Source organism: Sphingobacterium sp. 1.A.4, from assembly GCF_002734245.1.
Classification (GTDB): domain Bacteria; phylum Bacteroidota; class Bacteroidia; order Sphingobacteriales; family Sphingobacteriaceae; genus Sphingobacterium; species Sphingobacterium tenebrionis.
The window spans coordinates 1-16,248 of the sequence record NZ_PEAZ01000055.1 but is presented as its reverse complement, the minus strand read 5'-3'; the positions used below and the strand labels follow the sequence as shown (position 1 = coordinate 16,248).

General features: G+C 40.6%; 14 protein-coding genes and 1 pseudogene. 7 read left to right on the top strand and 8 right to left on the bottom strand.

The features are described from left to right. The first annotated feature begins 7 nt into the window (after window positions 1–7). The 3 genes from CRJ00_RS09325 to CRJ00_RS09315 are packed head-to-tail and all read left to right on the top strand — an operon-like array spanning window position 8 to window position 3,719. Window positions 8–1,693 carry a GMC oxidoreductase gene (locus CRJ00_RS09325; protein WP_099366609.1) on the top strand — a complete coding sequence of 562 codons (1,686 nt, stop codon included), beginning with the start codon at window positions 8–10 and terminating at the stop codon, window positions 1,691–1,693. A gap of 18 nt (window positions 1,694–1,711) precedes the next feature. Further along, a complete protein-coding gene (locus tag CRJ00_RS09320; RefSeq protein ID WP_099366608.1) occupies window positions 1,712–3,136 on the top strand; it encodes a Gfo/Idh/MocA family protein in 1,425 nt (474 codons plus the stop codon). A gap of 10 nt (window positions 3,137–3,146) precedes the next feature. Further along, window positions 3,147–3,719 (top strand): gluconate 2-dehydrogenase subunit 3 family protein, encoded by a 573-nt coding sequence (locus tag CRJ00_RS09315; RefSeq protein ID WP_245153301.1) that lies wholly within the window; start codon window positions 3,147–3,149, stop codon window positions 3,717–3,719. A 288-nt stretch (window positions 3,720–4,007) separates the two neighbouring features. Here CRJ00_RS09315 and CRJ00_RS09310 read toward each other — a convergent pair whose 3' ends face one another. Continuing rightward, on the bottom strand, window positions 4,008–4,736 hold the full coding sequence (locus tag CRJ00_RS09310) for an acyl-[acyl-carrier-protein] thioesterase (RefSeq protein WP_099366606.1): 729 nt from the start codon (window positions 4,734–4,736) through the stop codon (window positions 4,008–4,010). A 112-nt stretch (window positions 4,737–4,848) separates the two neighbouring features. On the opposite strand from CRJ00_RS09310, the gene CRJ00_RS09305 reads away from it, so the two are divergent. Continuing rightward, a complete protein-coding gene (locus CRJ00_RS09305; RefSeq protein WP_180268466.1) occupies window positions 4,849–5,115 on the top strand; it encodes a hypothetical protein in 267 nt (88 codons plus the stop codon). 79 nt (window positions 5,116–5,194) lie between these two features. Beyond that, window positions 5,195–6,700 carry an NAD(P)H-hydrate dehydratase gene (locus CRJ00_RS09300; protein ID WP_099366604.1) on the top strand — a complete coding sequence of 502 codons (1,506 nt, stop codon included), beginning with the start codon at window positions 5,195–5,197 and terminating at the stop codon, window positions 6,698–6,700. Here CRJ00_RS09300 and rnhA read toward each other — a convergent pair. The 3 genes from rnhA to lon form a co-directional block, all read right to left on the bottom strand. Continuing rightward, window positions 6,697–7,203, bottom strand: coding sequence for a ribonuclease HI (gene rnhA / locus CRJ00_RS09295; RefSeq protein WP_099366603.1), 507 nt, complete (start codon window positions 7,201–7,203; stop codon window positions 6,697–6,699). The two genes, CRJ00_RS09300 and rnhA, sit on opposite strands and share 4 nt — an antisense overlap. After that, window positions 7,196–7,738 carry an FUSC family protein gene (locus CRJ00_RS09290; protein WP_099366602.1) on the bottom strand — a complete coding sequence of 181 codons (543 nt, stop codon included), beginning with the start codon at window positions 7,736–7,738 and terminating at the stop codon, window positions 7,196–7,198. The genes rnhA and CRJ00_RS09290 overlap by 8 nt, the downstream gene beginning before the upstream one ends. Window positions 7,739–7,980: 242 nt before the next feature. Next, window positions 7,981–10,437, bottom strand: a complete 2,457-nt coding sequence (gene lon, locus CRJ00_RS09285; protein ID WP_099366601.1) for an endopeptidase La — start codon at window positions 10,435–10,437, stop codon at window positions 7,981–7,983. A gap of 345 nt (window positions 10,438–10,782) precedes the next feature. Between lon and CRJ00_RS09280 the strand changes: the two genes are divergently transcribed. Next, complete coding sequence (locus CRJ00_RS09280) at window positions 10,783–11,424, top strand: tetratricopeptide repeat protein (RefSeq protein WP_245153300.1); 642 nt, start codon at window positions 10,783–10,785, stop codon at window positions 11,422–11,424. A gap of 95 nt (window positions 11,425–11,519) precedes the next feature. Here the strand turns inward: CRJ00_RS09280 and CRJ00_RS09275 are convergent, their stop codons facing one another. Together CRJ00_RS09275 and CRJ00_RS09270 are read right to left on the bottom strand one after the other, a co-directional pair. Further along, the gene (locus CRJ00_RS09275; RefSeq protein ID WP_257213729.1) at window positions 11,520–12,002 is read right to left on the bottom strand and encodes a helix-turn-helix domain-containing protein; all 483 of its coding nucleotides are present in this window, start codon (window positions 12,000–12,002) and stop codon (window positions 11,520–11,522) included. 51 nt (window positions 12,003–12,053) lie between these two features. Next, the gene (locus CRJ00_RS09270; RefSeq protein ID WP_099366599.1) at window positions 12,054–14,081 is read right to left on the bottom strand and encodes a M3 family metallopeptidase; all 2,028 of its coding nucleotides are present in this window, start codon (window positions 14,079–14,081) and stop codon (window positions 12,054–12,056) included. Window positions 14,082–14,199: 118 nt separating this feature from the next. Between CRJ00_RS09270 and CRJ00_RS09265 the strand changes: the two genes are divergently transcribed. Beyond that, complete coding sequence (locus CRJ00_RS09265) at window positions 14,200–14,667, top strand: hypothetical protein (RefSeq protein ID WP_099366598.1); 468 nt, start codon at window positions 14,200–14,202, stop codon at window positions 14,665–14,667. Between the two features lie 25 nt (window positions 14,668–14,692). Here CRJ00_RS09265 and CRJ00_RS09260 read toward each other — a convergent pair whose 3' ends face one another. Both CRJ00_RS09260 and CRJ00_RS18795 read right to left on the bottom strand, forming a co-directional pair. Then, on the bottom strand, window positions 14,693–15,808 hold the full coding sequence (locus tag CRJ00_RS09260) for an MBL fold metallo-hydrolase (protein WP_218962202.1): 1,116 nt from the start codon (window positions 15,806–15,808) through the stop codon (window positions 14,693–14,695). 244 nt (window positions 15,809–16,052) lie between these two features. Continuing rightward, window positions 16,053–16,248 (bottom strand): annotated as a pseudogene (locus tag CRJ00_RS18795) (IS4 family transposase); the annotation flags it as partial.

The window sequence follows — 16,248 nt, the reverse complement described above, 5'->3', positions numbered from 1 at the left end:
AACAATAATGGTAGAGAATAATGTATATGATGCTATTGTTATTGGATCTGGAATCAGTGGCGGTTGGGCTGCCAAAGAATTAACTGAAAAGGGTCTGAAAACAATCATGTTAGAACGTGGAAGAAACGTTGAACATGTAAAGGATTATCATGCAAATAAGGACACTTGGGAATACCCACACCGTGGCGGAAGGACCAAGCAGATGGAAGAGGATTATCCTGTCCTTAAGCGTGATTATCCATTGAATGAAAAGAATCTTGATTTTTGGGTGAATGAGAAGGAAAGTCCATACACCGAAGTGAAAAGATTCGATTGGTTCCGCGGATACCATGTAGGTGGTCGTTCTTTAATGTGGGGCCGCCAGTCTTACCGTTTTGGGGATCTGGATTTTGAAGCGAATTTAAAGGATGGACATGGCGTAGATTGGCCAATCCGTTATGCTGATATTGCACCTTGGTACAGTTATGCTGAAAAGTGGGCTGGTATTTCTGGAAACCGTGATGGTTTGGATGTATTGCCGGATGGCGATTTCCAACCCGCTATGGAATTCAATGTGGTGGAAAAGGATCTTGCAGAACGCCTTAAAAAGCAATATGGTGGTAATCGCCACTTTATCATGGGGCGTACCGCGAATATTACGAAACCACATACCGGGCGTATCAATTGTCAGTACCAGAACCAATGTTGGTTGGGATGTAACTTCGGAGGATACTTCAGTACGCAGTCTTCGACTTTGCCACCAGCCATGAAAACAGGAAACTTGACCTTACGTCCTTTTTCCATCGTGACCAAGATCATTTACGATAAGGATACCCAAAAAGCAAAAGGGGTAGAGATTGTGGATGCGGAAACAAATAAAACCTATGAGTTCTATGCCAAGGTTATTTTCGTTTGTGCATCGGCTTTCAATTCCACTTGGGTATTGATGAACTCGGCAACCGATGTTTGGGAAGGTGGATTGGGAAGTAGCTCGGGCGAATTGGGCCACAATGCGATGGACCACCATTTCCGTTTGGGAGCAGGAGGAAAGGTAGACGGCTTTGAAGATAAATATACCTTCGGAAGAAGACCTACAGGATTATATGTTCCGCGTTTTGTGAATGTTCCTGGAGATACCAAAAAGCGTGATTATGTGCGTGGATTTGGATACCAAGGATCGGGAAGCCGTGGCCGCTGGTCGGGTGAGATTGCGGAGATGGCTGTTGGTGGTGCTTGGAAAGATGCGATGTGTGAGCCAGGAAACTGGGGGGTTGGTTTTACCGCCTTTGGTGAGATCCTTCCGTACCATGAAAACCGGATCTTCTTGGATAAAACCGTGAAGGATAAATGGGGCTTACCTGTCTTATCGATGGACATGGAGATCAAGGACAATGAGCACAAGATGCGTAAAGACATGACCGAAGAAATGAAGGAAATGTTGGAATCCATTGGTGTGAAGGATGTGTATACCTACGATAGTGGTTACAACTTCGGTATGGGTATCCATGAAATGGGAACTGCCCGTATGGGTCGTGATCCAAAAACATCTGTTCTGAATGGTAACAACCAGGTTTGGGATGCTAAAAACGTATTCGTTACGGATGGTGCTTCCATGACTTCAGCAGGATGTGTGAACCCTTCATTGACCTATATGGCATTGACGGCAAGAGCTGTTGATTTTGCTGTCAGTGAGCTTAAAAAAGGAAATCTATAAACAACTAAACCGTAAAATATGAGTAATTCAAATTCTAGAAGAACGTTCCTAAAGAACACAGCGATTGCTGCTGCTGGAATCAGCATTGTCCCAAGACATGTTTTGGGCGGTACTGGATTTACAGCACCAAGTGATAAATTGCTGGTTGCAGGTATTGGTGTAGGTGGAAAAGGGGAGAGTGATATCAACGAATTCTATAAAAGTGGAAAGGCTGACATCGCTTATCTATGTGATGTGGATGACCGTCGTGCTGCAAATTCTGTAAAACGTTTCCCGAAAGCGAAATATTATAAGGACTTCCGTACGATGTTGGATAAGGAACACAAACACATTGATGCGGTTTCTGTTTCTGGTCCAGACCATAACCATGCTTTACATGCTTTACCTGCTATGCAATTGGGTAAGCACGTATATGTTCAAAAGCCATTGGCACATGATGTTTGGGAAGCACGTGTATTGACACATGCAGCCAAAAAATATAAAGTAGTAACCCAAATGGGTAACCAAGGCTCATCAAATGATGGCCCTCGATTGGTCAAAGAATGGTACGAAGCTGGTTTGATCGGTGATGTGCATACAGTTTACTGTTGGACTGACCGTCCGGTATGGCCTCAAGGTATTGCTTGGCCATCCCAAAAGGCGGAGATTCCGAAGGAATTGGCTTGGGATCTTTGGTTAGGAACTGCTCCTAAAAAGGATTTCGTAGATAAATTGGTTCCATTCAACTGGCGTGGCTGGTGGGATTACGGAACAGGTGCATTGGGCGATATGGGATGTCACTTATTGGAAGTTCCATTCTCGGTATTGGGCTTAACGTATGTGCAGGATGTACAGGCATCTGTAGGTTCGGTATATGTGGATGAGTTCAAACGCGGATACTTCCCTGAAAGTGCGCCACCTTCGAGCCATGCGACCATGACTTTCCCGAAAACGGCTAAAACAGCTGGACCGGTTACTTTACACTGGATGGATGGTGGTATTCAACCTGCTCGCCCGGAGGAATTGGGTGCAAACGAAATCTTTGGTGATGGTGGAAATGGTATCTTGATGGTCGGTACGAAAGGAAAGATCCTTGCGGATACCTATGGTGATAAGGCTCGTTTGTTACCAACATCCAGAACAGAACAAGTAGCACAGAAATATGCACGTGTACCGGGACAATCTGGTGGACACTATGCACAATGGGTGGATGCTTGTATCGCTGGATATGGTAAGAAAGAAGTTTCTGCTCCATTTGAGATTTCAGGTCCATTGACCGAGGCTTTATTGATGGCTAACCTTGCTATTCGTGGTGCTGATCTAAGAATTGATGGTAGATATCCTGGACGTAACTTGAAGTTGTTATGGGATAACGATAATATGAAAGTGACGAATTTTGATATTGTTAATCAGTTTGTGAAACGTGAGTACCCTCAAGGTTGGGAAGTTAAATATACTTTATAATTTTAAAGAGATGATGAATAGAAGAGAAGCATTAAGACGCGTAGCTTTTATTGTCGGCGGAACGGTGATCGGCTCCAAATTGTTTTTGGAGGGCTGTTCTAGACCTGCATCTAAAGATGTTGCGGCATTGTTCGAAGGTGATTCACCTGCATTTTTAGGTGAGTTGGCGGAGGCTATTCTACCCAAGACATCCACACCTGGAGCTAAGGAAGCGGGCGTTGGTGATTTCATTCCAGTAATGATCCGTGACTGTTACGACGAGAAGGATCAAAAGGCATTTTTAGATGGCTTTAACGGAGTGGATAAACGTGCGCAGGATGAGTTCAAAAAAGGTTTCAATGAATTGACTGCGGATGAAAAGCTGAAATTTGTTGATAAGTGGGATAAAGAGGCAAAAGAGTACCAAAAGAATAAGAAGGAAGAGGAAGCTAATCATTTCTTTACGATGATGAAGCAATTGACCTTAACTGGTTTCTTTACTTCGGAGGTAGGCATGAAGCAGGCTTTACGCTTTGTGAAGATCCCTGGAAAATATGATGGAGCTTATCCTTATAAAAAAGGGGATAAGGCCTGGGCTTTATAAGGAAAGGTTTTTGGTAAAGCGATAAGCCTTTTACACCGTCTTTGCGAGGCCATACGTCATTCCGAGGAGGTTTTTCCGTCATTGCGAGGAGGTACGAGGAAGCAATCTTTGAACTTTCTCATCCTGAGCGGAGTCTTTTTGTCATCCTGAGCGTAGTCTTATTGTCATCCTGAGCGTAGTTGAAGGATCTGTACGGTTACTAACGAACAGATGCTTCGACTCCGCTCAGCATGACATGTGGGAAGATTGCTTCGTTCCTCGCAATGACGTTTGGCCTCGCAATGACGTTTAAATTCTTTTTCTACCCACCTTCATTAAAAAATGAATTCTACCATCCTTTTCGATATTAAAGGTCGTATAACCATCTTTCTCTTCACTTTTATTAATATCCACAACCTCCCCAAACTTCAACTCCTTCAAAAAATTCATTTCCAACGATTTGATCGATCCATCCAGAACCTCTTTCGGATTCATTGCATCAAAACACCATTCCATATACTTCACATTATTCGCATGATTCACAATATCCAGATCCGATAATTTAATTTGATGCTCCGCAATCTTCTCAAAATCAATATTTCCATCTATTTTCGCGACCTGCTCCCTAGTACTATACCTATCCCCTAATACATGATCATAATCCGTCTTAATAGCGATATGATCAGCTCTTCTGGTAGCCATATTGAATACTACCCATAAACTGGATGCCCTAACCAACACCTTATCATGCTGGATCACCTCAAAATTCCTTAAAGACCTGGTTCCAGTAAATTCCTGTATCCAGGTACGGATGGTAATTTTCTCCATATATCTCGGCAAGGCATCCACTTCGATCAACATCCTGCTCAATACCCAAGACTGCTTGATCTTCAGCATCTCCCTGTATCCAAAGCCAATTTCCTCCGCGTGTTCACTTGCCGCTAATTGTAAAAGGTTATTCAATTCACTAAACTTTACCTGCCCATTGGAATAGCATTGGGTAAAGTTCATCCAATTCTTCTTTTCGAAAATTCCCATAATTATTTTTATTATAATGCGAATGTAACTAATTTAATATTCTGCTTTAAAATCTTGTCTAAATATATTTAAATGGCTAAATTAACGTTAACCTTAATAAACATAAATAATAATGATTGGAACATTGATACAAAAAGAAGACGTCGATAAATTTAGATTTATCCCCGCCGAAATCGACAACAGCGCACCATTCATGAGTAAATTGCAGAATGCCTTGCGATTAGGTAATGAGTTTAAGTCGAAGACTTCTATTGTTTTTAATACGGAGGATGGACCAAAACGCATTGAGACTACTGTCTGGTCGTTAACCGATCGATATATCCAGATCAAAAATGGAATTCTGATTCCTTTGAGATCGCTTATTGAAATTGACTACTAAAAAAAGAGAGGTTCAACCTCTCTTTTTTCTTTCCCCATAAAAGCTCGTATTTTTGATCCATTGAGCCAGAACCTTAATCATGAAAAAAATTCTTTCTACATCTGCTTTAAAACAACTTGATCAGGCCACTATCCATAATCAAGAAATCAGTTCATGGGAATTGATGGAACGGGCTGCCTTTGCTGCTTTTCAAGCAATAATCCATGATTATCCGGATATTCTTCAAGCGGAAGTTAGTATCCTCTGTGGAAAAGGTAATAATGGGGGCGATGGATTGGCAATGGCAAGGATGATGCACGGAGTAGGAATTAAGGTACAGGTATTTCTATTGGAATCAGTAGACTATTCAGCGGATAATCAAGAGAACCAAAACCTTTTGGATGAATTCCAAAAGGTTACTCTAAATGAACACCTAGTCCTAAACACATTTACCTATCTTATCGATTGCCTGTTTGGTTTTGGTCTAAACAAAGGCCTGGATCATTCCTGGAAATATATCATCCAACAGATCAATGATTTTGAAGGTACTGTCCTTTCTATCGATATGCCATCGGGATTGCCGGTTGATTTCCCAATGGAAGAAGATCCAATTGTTGTGGAAGCAGATTGGGTCTATAGCTTTGAGCTTCCCAAACTTTCTTTTTTCATGCCGCAAAATGGGCGTTTCGTCCCGGATTTTACTTTGATTCCCATCCAATCAGACCAAGCATCCTTAGAAGATTTAAGCAGCAACTACTACTACCTAGAAAAGGAAGACATCAGGAAATTGCTGAAAAATAGATCCAAATTCTCTCATAAAGGGATTTATGGACATGCCTGTATTATTGGAGGAAGTCTTGGAAAAATTGGAGCAGTGATACTTGCTAGCCGTGCAGCACTGAGAACCGGATGCGGTTTGGTCAGTAATCTCACCCCTACATGCGGCCATCAGATCCTGCAGATAAGCCATCCAGAATCCATGGTCATAATGGACTCCGGAGAAGAAAACCTTCGTGATTTTCAGCTCCCACAGTCCTACCAAGCCATTGCCGTCGGTATCGGAATGGGGACCTCCGAAGAAACAGAAAGGGGGTTAGGTTTGTTCCTGCAATCTCTGGATAAAGATCAGGCTTTGGTATTGGATGCTGATGCATTGAACCTATTGGCTCTAAATCCACATTGGTTGGGTCATTTGCCTGAGAATAGTATTTTATCACCTCATCCCAAAGAATTGAAACGCTTGATCGGCGAATGGGATTCTGATGAAGATAAGTTAATGAAGGCGGTAGATTTTGCTATTGCACATAAGGTTGTATTGCTTATCAAAGGAGCAAATACGGCCGTCATCAATAGTGAAGGGACTGTGTATTTTAATAGCAGTGGAAATCCTGGAATGGCCACGGGTGGAACTGGAGATGTGCTCACGGGAATTTTAGCGGGTTTAAGAGCACAGGGCTACACCGCTTTAGAAGCGGCTTTGATAGGTGTTTATGCACATGGTCTGGCCGGAGATCTTGCTAGCGCGGAATTAAGTGAAGAAGGCATGATCGCTGGCGATTTGATTAACTACCTTCCAAAGGTCTGGAATATGATCAGACAAGATTAAATGTCCAAACCTTTCTGTTCTTCCATTTCAAAAACAGAGTCAATTTTCCAATTTGCCTTGTCCTTGGATGCTTTAACCGCCAATTGATCACACCGTTCATTCAGCGGATGTCCGGCATGCCCCTTTACCCATACCAATTTGATCTGGTGATGCTTGTATAGATTCATCAGCCTTAACCAAAGATCCTTGTTTTTCTTGCCCTGGAATCCTTTCTGCATCCAGCCGTATACCCAACGCTTATCAATGGCATCGATCACATATTTGGAATCTGAAAAAATAGTGACTGTTTGGTTCAGGTTTTTTAATGCTTCCAAGCCAACGATGACCGCCAGAAGTTCCATTCGGTTGTTGGTTGTTCTACGAAATCCTCCATAAAATTCCTTTTCCAAAAGTTTTCCTTGAAATTCTGGGTTTGCACCTTGATAAACTGCTCTTAATATGGTTCCATAACCACCTGGTCCGGGGTTACCACTTGAAGCGCCATCAGTATATAGTTCAATCATTGCTGTTCGGATTTTGTTGGATATGGTATTTTTCTTTTAAATAATGGATGATTCCTGAAGTGATGATCACAATGGCCAAGCCTATGAAACAGCCCAATCCTGTCGCTAATGCACGATAGATAGGGGTGAAGGTCAATTGGGTATGATGCGGCTCGATCATGATGATCAACAATGCGACGATGGCTACCCTCGCCATGTTCATGATCTTAAATATTCGACAGAAGATAATCGTGATCACTATCCCCACCATGATGGTATAAACTGATTTGGGCATGAGCCAAACACAACCCATCGCTACAATGGAGCCCACAAAATTGGATTTAAAACGTTCGATGGATAATCTCTTGGAATCCTTTTCTTCGGGAGATATCACCAGGATGATCGATAATAAGGCCCAGAAAACTTCGAATTGTTTAAACTTTAGGTATAGTAAATACCCAATTGCAAATCCAATTAAGCATCGAATGATATAAATCAAAAGGGCAGAGCTGACCGCTCGTTTAATGAATTGAACCTGTTTGTCCGATACTGTCATCAGCGCAAAAATACGGCTTATAAATTATTAAGGGAATATTAAATGTAAAAACTGGGTTTTCTATGGGAGAAGCACCCAGTTTTAAGTGGAATGATTATTTATTACTATAAATAGTGGGTGGGCAATTTCAGGTTCTGTTAGTCTGTTATAGGTTAGTGTTTTACTTTGTTTAAATCTAAGTTAAATAAAAAAAGTGAGCAATGGTTTGAACCAGCTCACTTTTTTTAAAATTTTTATTGTAATTATTCTCGAATTAAATCTTTCGGATTTTTTACCTTACTACTCAATAAAGCAAGTTGAATCACTTCCCTCATCTCCGTTACATAATGGAAGGTAAGGTCTTTAACATAATCTTCCTTGATCTCTTGGATATCCTTCTGATTGGCTTTACAAAGAATAATTTCCTTGATGTTGGCTCGCTTTGCGGCAAGGATTTTCTCTTTGATACCCCCAACAGGTAAAACTTTCCCTCTCAAGGTAATTTCTCCCGTCATGGCTAACTTTTGTTTCACCTTACGCTGTGTAAATAAGGAAGCCAGCGCCGTCAACATGGTGATACCTGCTGAAGGACCATCCTTAGGTGTTGCACCTGCAGGTACATGCACATTCACATCCCATTGGTCAAAAACTTTATAGTCAATGCCGAATTCATCAGCATGCGAACGTAAATAAGCCATGGCTATCAAGGCGGATTCCTTCATTACCTCCCCTAAATTCCCTGTTAAAGAAAGTTTGCCTTTCCCTGGACTTAGGCTGGATTCGATAAATAAGATATCTCCTCCAACAGAGGTCCAAGCTAAGCCAGTAACCACACCTGCTGTATCGTTGTTCTCATAAAGATCTTTATCAAATATAGGCGCGCCTAAAATCTCTTCGATCAGTTCTGCATTCAAATTACGATCATAAGGCTTTTCCATCACGATTCGGGTCGCAATTCCGCGCACCACCGATCCGATTTTCTTTTCTAAACCACGAACACCGGATTCACGCGTATACTCCTCGATGATTTTTTCGATCATCTTTGGTTTCAACGAAATATCCTTGGCCTGAATCCCATGCATTTCCCTTTGCTTCGGCAACAGGTGTTTTTTCGCAATCTCGATCTTTTCCTCAATGGTATACCCATTCACTTCGATGATTTCCATACGGTCCAACAGAGCCGGCTGAATACCACTCAGTGAATTTGCCGTTGCTATGAACATCACCTTGGATAGATCATATTCCATTTCTACATAATGATCGTAAAAATGGGTGTTCTGTTCTGGATCCAATACCTCAAGAAGAGCTGAAGAAGGATCTCCTTTAAAATCAGAACCTATCTTATCGATCTCGTCCAATACAAATACTGGATTAGATGTTCCTGCTTTCTTCAAGGATTGGATAATCCTACCTGGCATAGCTCCAATATAGGTTTTACGGTGTCCACGGATCTCCGCTTCATCCCGAATACCACCCAATGCCATTCGGGTATATTTTCTGCCCAATGCTTTAGCTATGGATTTACCAAGGGAAGTTTTACCAACCCCCGGAGGGCCTACTAAGCATAAGATCGGAGCTTTCATATCATTCTTTAGCTTTAATACCGCCAAATATTCAATGATACGTTGTTTTACCTTTTCTAATCCATAGTGATCCTTATCCAAGATCCTTTCTCCACGATGCAGGTCGAAATTGTCTTTGCTGTATTCTCCCCAAGGAAGATCTAGCATTAACTCCAAGTAATTCAGCTGTACTGAATAATCTGCAGCAGCAGGATTTATCCTTGCTAGTTTTTCCAATTCTTTCTGGAAATGTTTAGCAACTTCCTCTGGCCATTTCTTAGATTTAGCTCTTTTCTTAAGCTCCTCCAATTCTAGGTCAGGCGTACTTCCACCCAATTCTTCCTGAATGGTTTTCAATTGCTGACTTAGGAAATAATCACGTTGCTGTTTATCCAGATCCACCCGTACTTTATTCTGGATCTGGTTTTTCAGCTCCAACATTTGGATTTCGGTGGTCAGGTGCTCCAGCAATTGCTGCGTGCGTTTTACAAAGTCGCGGGTTTCCAAAAGATCCTGTTTCTGCTCTAGCTCCAAAGAAAGGTTCGAAGAGATGAAATTGACCAGGAAAGTAGGACTCTCAATATTTTTGATTGCTATCCCCGCTTCACTTGGAAGGTTTGGAGAAAGCTGGATGATCTGAAGTGCCAATTCTTTAACCGAAGATATCAAAGCTTTGAACTCTTTCGATTTTGTCTTAGGTTTTTCCTCAGGGAATTTCTCTACGGTCGCGATCAGATAAGGTTCTGATTGGATCAATTCCTTAAGTTTCACACGTTGTTTACCTTGGATGATGACTGTGGTGTTACCATCAGGCATCTGAAGGATCTTGATGATATGGGCTACAGTTCCTACTTTGTTCAACTGATCGAAAGTAGGATCTTCCACATTCATATCTTTTTGCGAAACCACCGCGATTGTACGATCACCCTTATAGGCATCCTTGATCAATTTGATGGATTTGTCCCTTCCAACGGTAATGGGAATAACCACACCTGGAAAAAGCACTGTATTTCTTAAAGGTAATATGGGTAAGGATTCTGGTATTTCAGCATTCCTCAATTCATCTTCATCTTGCTGGGTCAACAAAGGGAAGAATTCGGTTTCCTCGTTGATGATGGGCATGGATTGGGTGAAGTTGAATGGATCATTTTTGCTCATAAGCGTTATATCATACAGCCGACAAGTTGTCAGTAAGCCGACCTATTATTCATTTCTAATTTGATGTACCCAAGTATTGCAAGTGCAATGCCAAGGTTTTATTTTGGTACTATTTATGCTATTAAAATGGTATTGCTGTTAAAACGTCAGTTTAGGCCTCTTCTTTTGTCATTTGCTGGATTAATTCCAGTTTTTAGGATAAGCAGGACGAAATGTGGAAATGTTTATAATTATTGATTGACTACTTAAACTATTTAACAGATTTTTACTCTATAACGGGAGAATAGAAATTAATTGGAAACATTTATATAATTGGACATGAATTTAAGATTTATTAATACAAAGATGAAAACGATGAGATTAGGATTGGCTGCTGTTGCGATTGCTTTAGCAACTATGGGTGCTCAGGCACAAACACAGAAACATACAGATGCGAATGTGGCTGCAGGAGAAAAAGCAATCAATGCAAATGATTTCAAATCTGCGGTGACGCATTTTGAAAAAGCAACAACTACTTCAGCAGATGATGCAAATGTTTTTCATTTGTTAGGTCTTTCGTATTACCAATTGGGTGATTATAAGAAAGCTAACACTAACTTTTCAAAAGCGATTGCTTTGGATGCGAAACATTCATCGGCTTATTATTACAGAGCAAAAGCGAATAATAACTTAGCGGTAAATCGTGAAGCGAAAGTATCTGCAGCAGATCGTGAATCATTGTTGAAATCTGCGGTTTCAGATTATTCAAAAGCGATTGCATTGAAACCAAGTGAGAAAAACCTGTATCAGAATAGAGCGATTGCAAACCGTGATTTAGGAGTATTGACAGGTACTGCAGGAACTGCTAATTACAACAAGAAAACAGCTACTGATGCTTACAACGCAGCTATCGCTGATTATCAAAAAGTATTGAGTTTAGATGCTTCTCGTAAGGATATCCAAACAGAAGTTAAAAAAGCTACAGTTTATAGAGATAACCTGAAATAGGTTATTTTCCATAAAAAACGAAGTCGAACAATCTGCATCTCCATGAGAACAGATTGTTCGACTTTTTTATTTATGATCCGATTAGGATAGCAAAATTAAACTGCCTTTTTATACTCCGAAGGGGTCATCCCAGTAACCTTCTTAAATTGGCTGCTCAAATGCGCCACACTGCTATAATTCAATTTCGTAGCAATTTCCGATAAGGACATATCATACTGAAGAAATTCTTTTACCTTCTCGATCTTCAGCTTAATCAAATACTTTTCAATACTTTCGCCAGCCAATTCCGAAAAAAGGCTGCTTATATACGTGTATTCCAAATTAAACCGATCAGTTAAAAAAACGGAAGTTTTAAGATGTTGATCTTCTGATTTCCCCAAAAACTCCTGCAGAGCTATTTTGATCTCCTCCAACAATCGTTCTTTACGATCTTGCAGCACCTCAAATCCAATAGCACCTAATGCAGTATCCAATTGATCAGTTTCCTTATCGCTCAACTCCCTTTGCAGATTGACCAATCCTATCTTCACATCCTGGAAAGGGATGTTCAAATTGTTCAAGATCTGTTCAACTGCCATTACACAGCGTGGACAAACCATATTTTTAATAGCCAATTGCATATCTTTCATTTAAATCAATCCTGCACGTTTTAATAAGGCATCAACCGATGGCTCTTGTCCCCTAAACTGCTTGTACAATTTCATCGGATGAGCTGTTCCACCTTTACTCAAGATATTTTCCTTGAATTTATCCGCTACTTCCTTATTGAAAATCCCTTTTTGTTTGAAATAATCAAAAGCATCCGCATCCAAGACCTCCGCCCATTTATAACTGTAATATCCAGATGAGTAGCCACCATTGAAAATATGCGAGAAAGAAGGGCTCATCGCATTATCCTGAACATCGGGATAAAGCGATGTAGAGGCGAATTTTTCGACCTCAAAAGCCTTAATATCCTGAATTGCCGATGGATCCTGTCCATGCCAGCCCATATCCAACAGACCAAAGCTGATCTGACGTACCGTAGCCATACCTTCCATAAAAGCAGCACTCTCCTTGATCTTCTCCACATATTCCATTGGAATGGTTTCCCCAGTTTCATAATGCTTTGCAAACAGTTTCAAGGCTTCTTCTTCATAACACCAATTCTCCATGATCTGGCTTGGAAGTTCCACAAAGTCCCAAAATACAGAAGTGCCGGATAGGGTAGGATATACCGTATTGGCCAACATACCATGCAGGGCATGACCAAACTCATGGAATAAGGTCAACACTTCATTAAAGGTCAATAAAGAAGGCTTACTAGCTGTAGGTTTCGTGAAATTACAAACAATTGAAACATGCGGACGCTCGTCCTTTCCAGCTTTTTGGTATTGGGATTTAAAGGAAGTCATCCAAGCGCCATTCCGCTTTCCTTTCCTTGGGAAAAAATCAGCATAGAAAATAGCAACCAATTCCCCTTCATCATCCTTCACTTCAAAAGTTTGCACATCCGGATGGTATTTATCGATGTTATGGACCTCATTAAAATTCAATCCATAAAGGCGATGTGCAATCTCAAAGGCACCAGCCAACACCTTCTCCAATTGGAAATAGGGTTTTAGCTTTTCATCATCCAAGTTAAAACGTTGTTGTTTTAATTTTTCGGTATAATAGCTGCCATCCCATTTTTCCAGGTTTTCAAGACCATCCAACTCTTTGGCAAATTCACACAATTCCTTAAATTCTTTTTCAGCAGCGGGTTTACCCTTTGCCAATAGATCGTTCAAAAAATTAGTGACCTGTACAGGATCCTGACCCATTCGTTCTTCTAGCACAAAATGTGCATGCGATGCATAACCCAATAGTTGGGCTCTTTGATGCCGTAGATTGACAATTTTTAGGACAATCTCCTCATTATTGTTATCATTCTGCTGGTATGCCTTTTTACCTGCTGCCAACGTGATTTCTTTCCGACGCTCCCTGTTTTTTGCATAAGTTACAAAAGGGATATAACTCGGATAATCCAATGTGAACAGCCATCCTTCTAGGCCAGCTTCTGTTGCCATTTCTTTGGCAGCTTCTATGGTCCCTTCCGGCAAACCTTCCAGTTCGTCCGGGTTAGTGATCAACATCTGGAAGGCATTATTATCCGCAAGAACATGTTCCCCAAATTTTAATTTGAGCACAGATAATTCCGAATCAATATCCCTTAATGTCTGTTTTTTATCTTCTGGTAATAATGCCCCGTTTCGGACAAAATCCCTGTAATTTTTAGTCAACAAAGTTTTTTGTTCTTCCGTTAGGTTCAATGAATCCATTTTATCATAAACCTGTTTAATCTTTTCGAACAAGGCAAAGTTTAACGTAATGTCGTTTCCGAGTTCAGCCAATTTGGGCGCCACTTCATTGGCAATCTTATCCAACTCATCATTGGTTTCTGCTGAATGTAGATTGAAGAATATATTGGAGATCCGATCCAGCTGCATTCCAGAAAAAGAAAGTGCAGCAATCGTATTTTCGAAGTTAGGTTCCTCCGTCGATTGCACAATAGCATCGATTTCTTGACGGGTTTCTGCAATCGCAGCATCAAAGGCAGGAACGTAATCCGTTATATTGATTTTAGAAAAAGGAGCAGTATCGTGGGGGGTATCAAATGATTGATTTAAAATATTCATAAAAGTAAAGTTACAACAAAAATTATCCTAATTTTAACCCAGCATACACAAGTTTATAGATTTTACCAAAACATTACTAAGCTAAAAAGGTTTATTTAATAGAAGGAAACACAAGAAGATGAAAAGAATGAGCAATGCTTTGGCTATAGCATTGACAATAGCTGGTTTGAGTGCGTGTAATTCCAATTCAAATCAAAAACAGGAGATAGTCCATTCTCCAAAAATTCAAGAACACAATCTCGAAGACTTTGTGGGTACCTACGAATACCAAGAAAAGAGGGATACCATTCGTTTGGCTTTAGCCGTAGAAAAGGATTCCTTGGTAGGCGACCTTACTTATTCTTTATTTGAAAAGGATAAGAATGTAGGGACGTTCAAAGGGGTTATCAAGGACTCCCTAATCGTGGGTGAATACCGATTCATGTCGGAAGGAATGGAATCAACTTGGGAAAAAGTTTTTGGAATTGTTCCAAGTGGTTTAATAGAAGGATTCGGCGATATTATCGACGAAAATGGAAAGGTTAAATTTGTTGACAAGAACAATCTTCGTTTTGACCATGGGATGCTTCTCAAAAAGAAAGAATAAAAAATGAGGTTGATTTTTTTCAACCTCAATCAATATTATTCCACCATTCTGAAAATTGGTTCGCTTTACCTAGATATACCACCTGCCCAATCTGTGGTGTCCATATCGGTCTATTTTTTCGTTTAGCTTCATTCGTAACCCTAATCAACGGTTCGTCCCAGGCATGGTTTGCTAATGGGAATTTCCCTGAGTGTACTGGAATCAAATCTTTTGCCCGAAGATCTTCCGCTGCTTGAATCACCTCCTCCGGCATCATATGGATGTATTTCCAATATTCATTGTACTGTCCATTCTCAAGAAGAACCAGATCAAAAGGACCATGCTCCTCACCAATGGTTTTGAAATGCTTACCATATCCACTATCTCCACCCAACAATAGTTTGTAGGTTGGGCTTTGCAGAACAAAGGCCGACCAAAGGCTGGTGTTTCGCTTGAACCAACGGCCAGCAAAATGCCTGGCAGGAGCTGCCGTAAACTTTAAGGAGTCTGCTTGGAAACTTTCACCCCAATACAGCTCATGAATTTTATCCGAGGGATAGCCCCATTTTTCAAAATGGGCGCCCACGCCAAGACTCGTTACAATCTGTTTGGTTCTGCCTTTAATTTCCTCAAAAGTGGAATAATCGAGGTGGTCAAAATGGTCATGGGTGACGACCAATATATCGATATCGGGCATATCAGCAGCCGTATAATTATAGGTCATCTGAAATGCCTTGATTCCAAACGGAACAGGAGAGGCATATTTACTGAATACCGGGTCCACCAAGATCCTTTTTCCATCCAATTGCAATAAGTAAGAGGAATGCCCAAACCAAACCAACAGGTTCTCGTTGATGTCCAGATTCTTCAAGTCGGTCTTGATCGATGGCAATGGCTTACTAGGTACGTTTCTTTTGTCTTTACCGAAGAAAAAGGAACGCAGCATCTCAAAGGAAGAAACACCTTCTTTTATAGCTGGCGTTACTTCCAGGTTTTCATATACCCCATTTTTAAAATTAGGGTTCGAGGACATTTTCTCCAAACGCTCGCCTGTGGCGAGGGTTCCGATTGGCGCCGATCTGCCCAATAGGAAGACAGCAATAACGATGATAACGATGATGGCCAAAAGGATATACATGATTCTTTTTAATGTTCTTTTCATAAATGCGAGGCGCAAGTTAAAAGATTCTTTTTCATCTGATTGTCATGAATATAAAAAATGTAGTTTTTGAGCGATAAACTTAATCTTTTGCTATTTTTTTAAACAACACGTTAAGAAATCATTTAACTCAAATAAAGAAAAACAGTACTGTCCTAAATAAATTTTTTGGCATAAAAAATCCTTCTCCATTTGTGTTCAATTGAAGAATTTGGTTAATTACTGGAAAGGTATCCTATGTGTGTTACTAAAAGAGCACATATTGTCCTTTTTTATCGGGAGGTTTTCCTGAAATGAACGGATCATCCGCCCATTTCCACAGATCAATTTTCACGAATATGTTCAGCCTGATAAAGTTGACCAGATTCGAGAGGTTCCAGTCGTACTTTGCTTTCTTCTGAATGTACTTAAAGAGCAGGATCCCGATAAGTGCAGTCCATATT

Bases quoted from the DNA above. Each gene is read 5' to 3' on its own strand.
- CRJ00_RS09310 (WP_099366606.1), bottom strand. From the start codon at position 4,736: ATGGGAATTTTCGAAAAGAAGAATTGGATGAACTTTACCCAATGCTAT.
- CRJ00_RS09270 (WP_099366599.1), bottom strand. From the start codon at position 14,081: ATGAATATTTTAAATCAATCATTTGATACCCCCCACGATACTGCTCCT.
- rnhA (WP_099366603.1), bottom strand. From the start codon at position 7,203: ATGATTGAACTATATACTGATGGCGCTTCAAGTGGTAACCCCGGACCA.
- CRJ00_RS09305 (WP_180268466.1), top strand. From the start codon at position 4,849: ATGATTGGAACATTGATACAAAAAGAAGACGTCGATAAATTTAGATTT.
- CRJ00_RS09280 (WP_245153300.1), top strand. From the start codon at position 10,783: ATGAAAACGATGAGATTAGGATTGGCTGCTGTTGCGATTGCTTTAGCA.
- CRJ00_RS09260 (WP_218962202.1), bottom strand. From the start codon at position 15,808: ATGAAAAGAACATTAAAAAGAATCATGTATATCCTTTTGGCCATCATC.
- CRJ00_RS09320 (WP_099366608.1), top strand. From the start codon at position 1,712: ATGAGTAATTCAAATTCTAGAAGAACGTTCCTAAAGAACACAGCGATT.
- CRJ00_RS09265 (WP_099366598.1), top strand. From the start codon at position 14,200: ATGAAAAGAATGAGCAATGCTTTGGCTATAGCATTGACAATAGCTGGT.
- CRJ00_RS09315 (WP_245153301.1), top strand. From the start codon at position 3,147: ATGATGAATAGAAGAGAAGCATTAAGACGCGTAGCTTTTATTGTCGGC.
- CRJ00_RS09325 (WP_099366609.1), top strand. From the start codon at position 8: ATGGTAGAGAATAATGTATATGATGCTATTGTTATTGGATCTGGAATC.
- CRJ00_RS09300 (WP_099366604.1), top strand. From the start codon at position 5,195: ATGAAAAAAATTCTTTCTACATCTGCTTTAAAACAACTTGATCAGGCC.
- CRJ00_RS09275 (WP_257213729.1), bottom strand. From the start codon at position 12,002: ATGGCAGTTGAACAGATCTTGAACAATTTGAACATCCCTTTCCAGGAT.
- CRJ00_RS09290 (WP_099366602.1), bottom strand. From the start codon at position 7,738: ATGACAGTATCGGACAAACAGGTTCAATTCATTAAACGAGCGGTCAGC.
- lon (WP_099366601.1), bottom strand. From the start codon at position 10,437: ATGAGCAAAAATGATCCATTCAACTTCACCCAATCCATGCCCATCATC.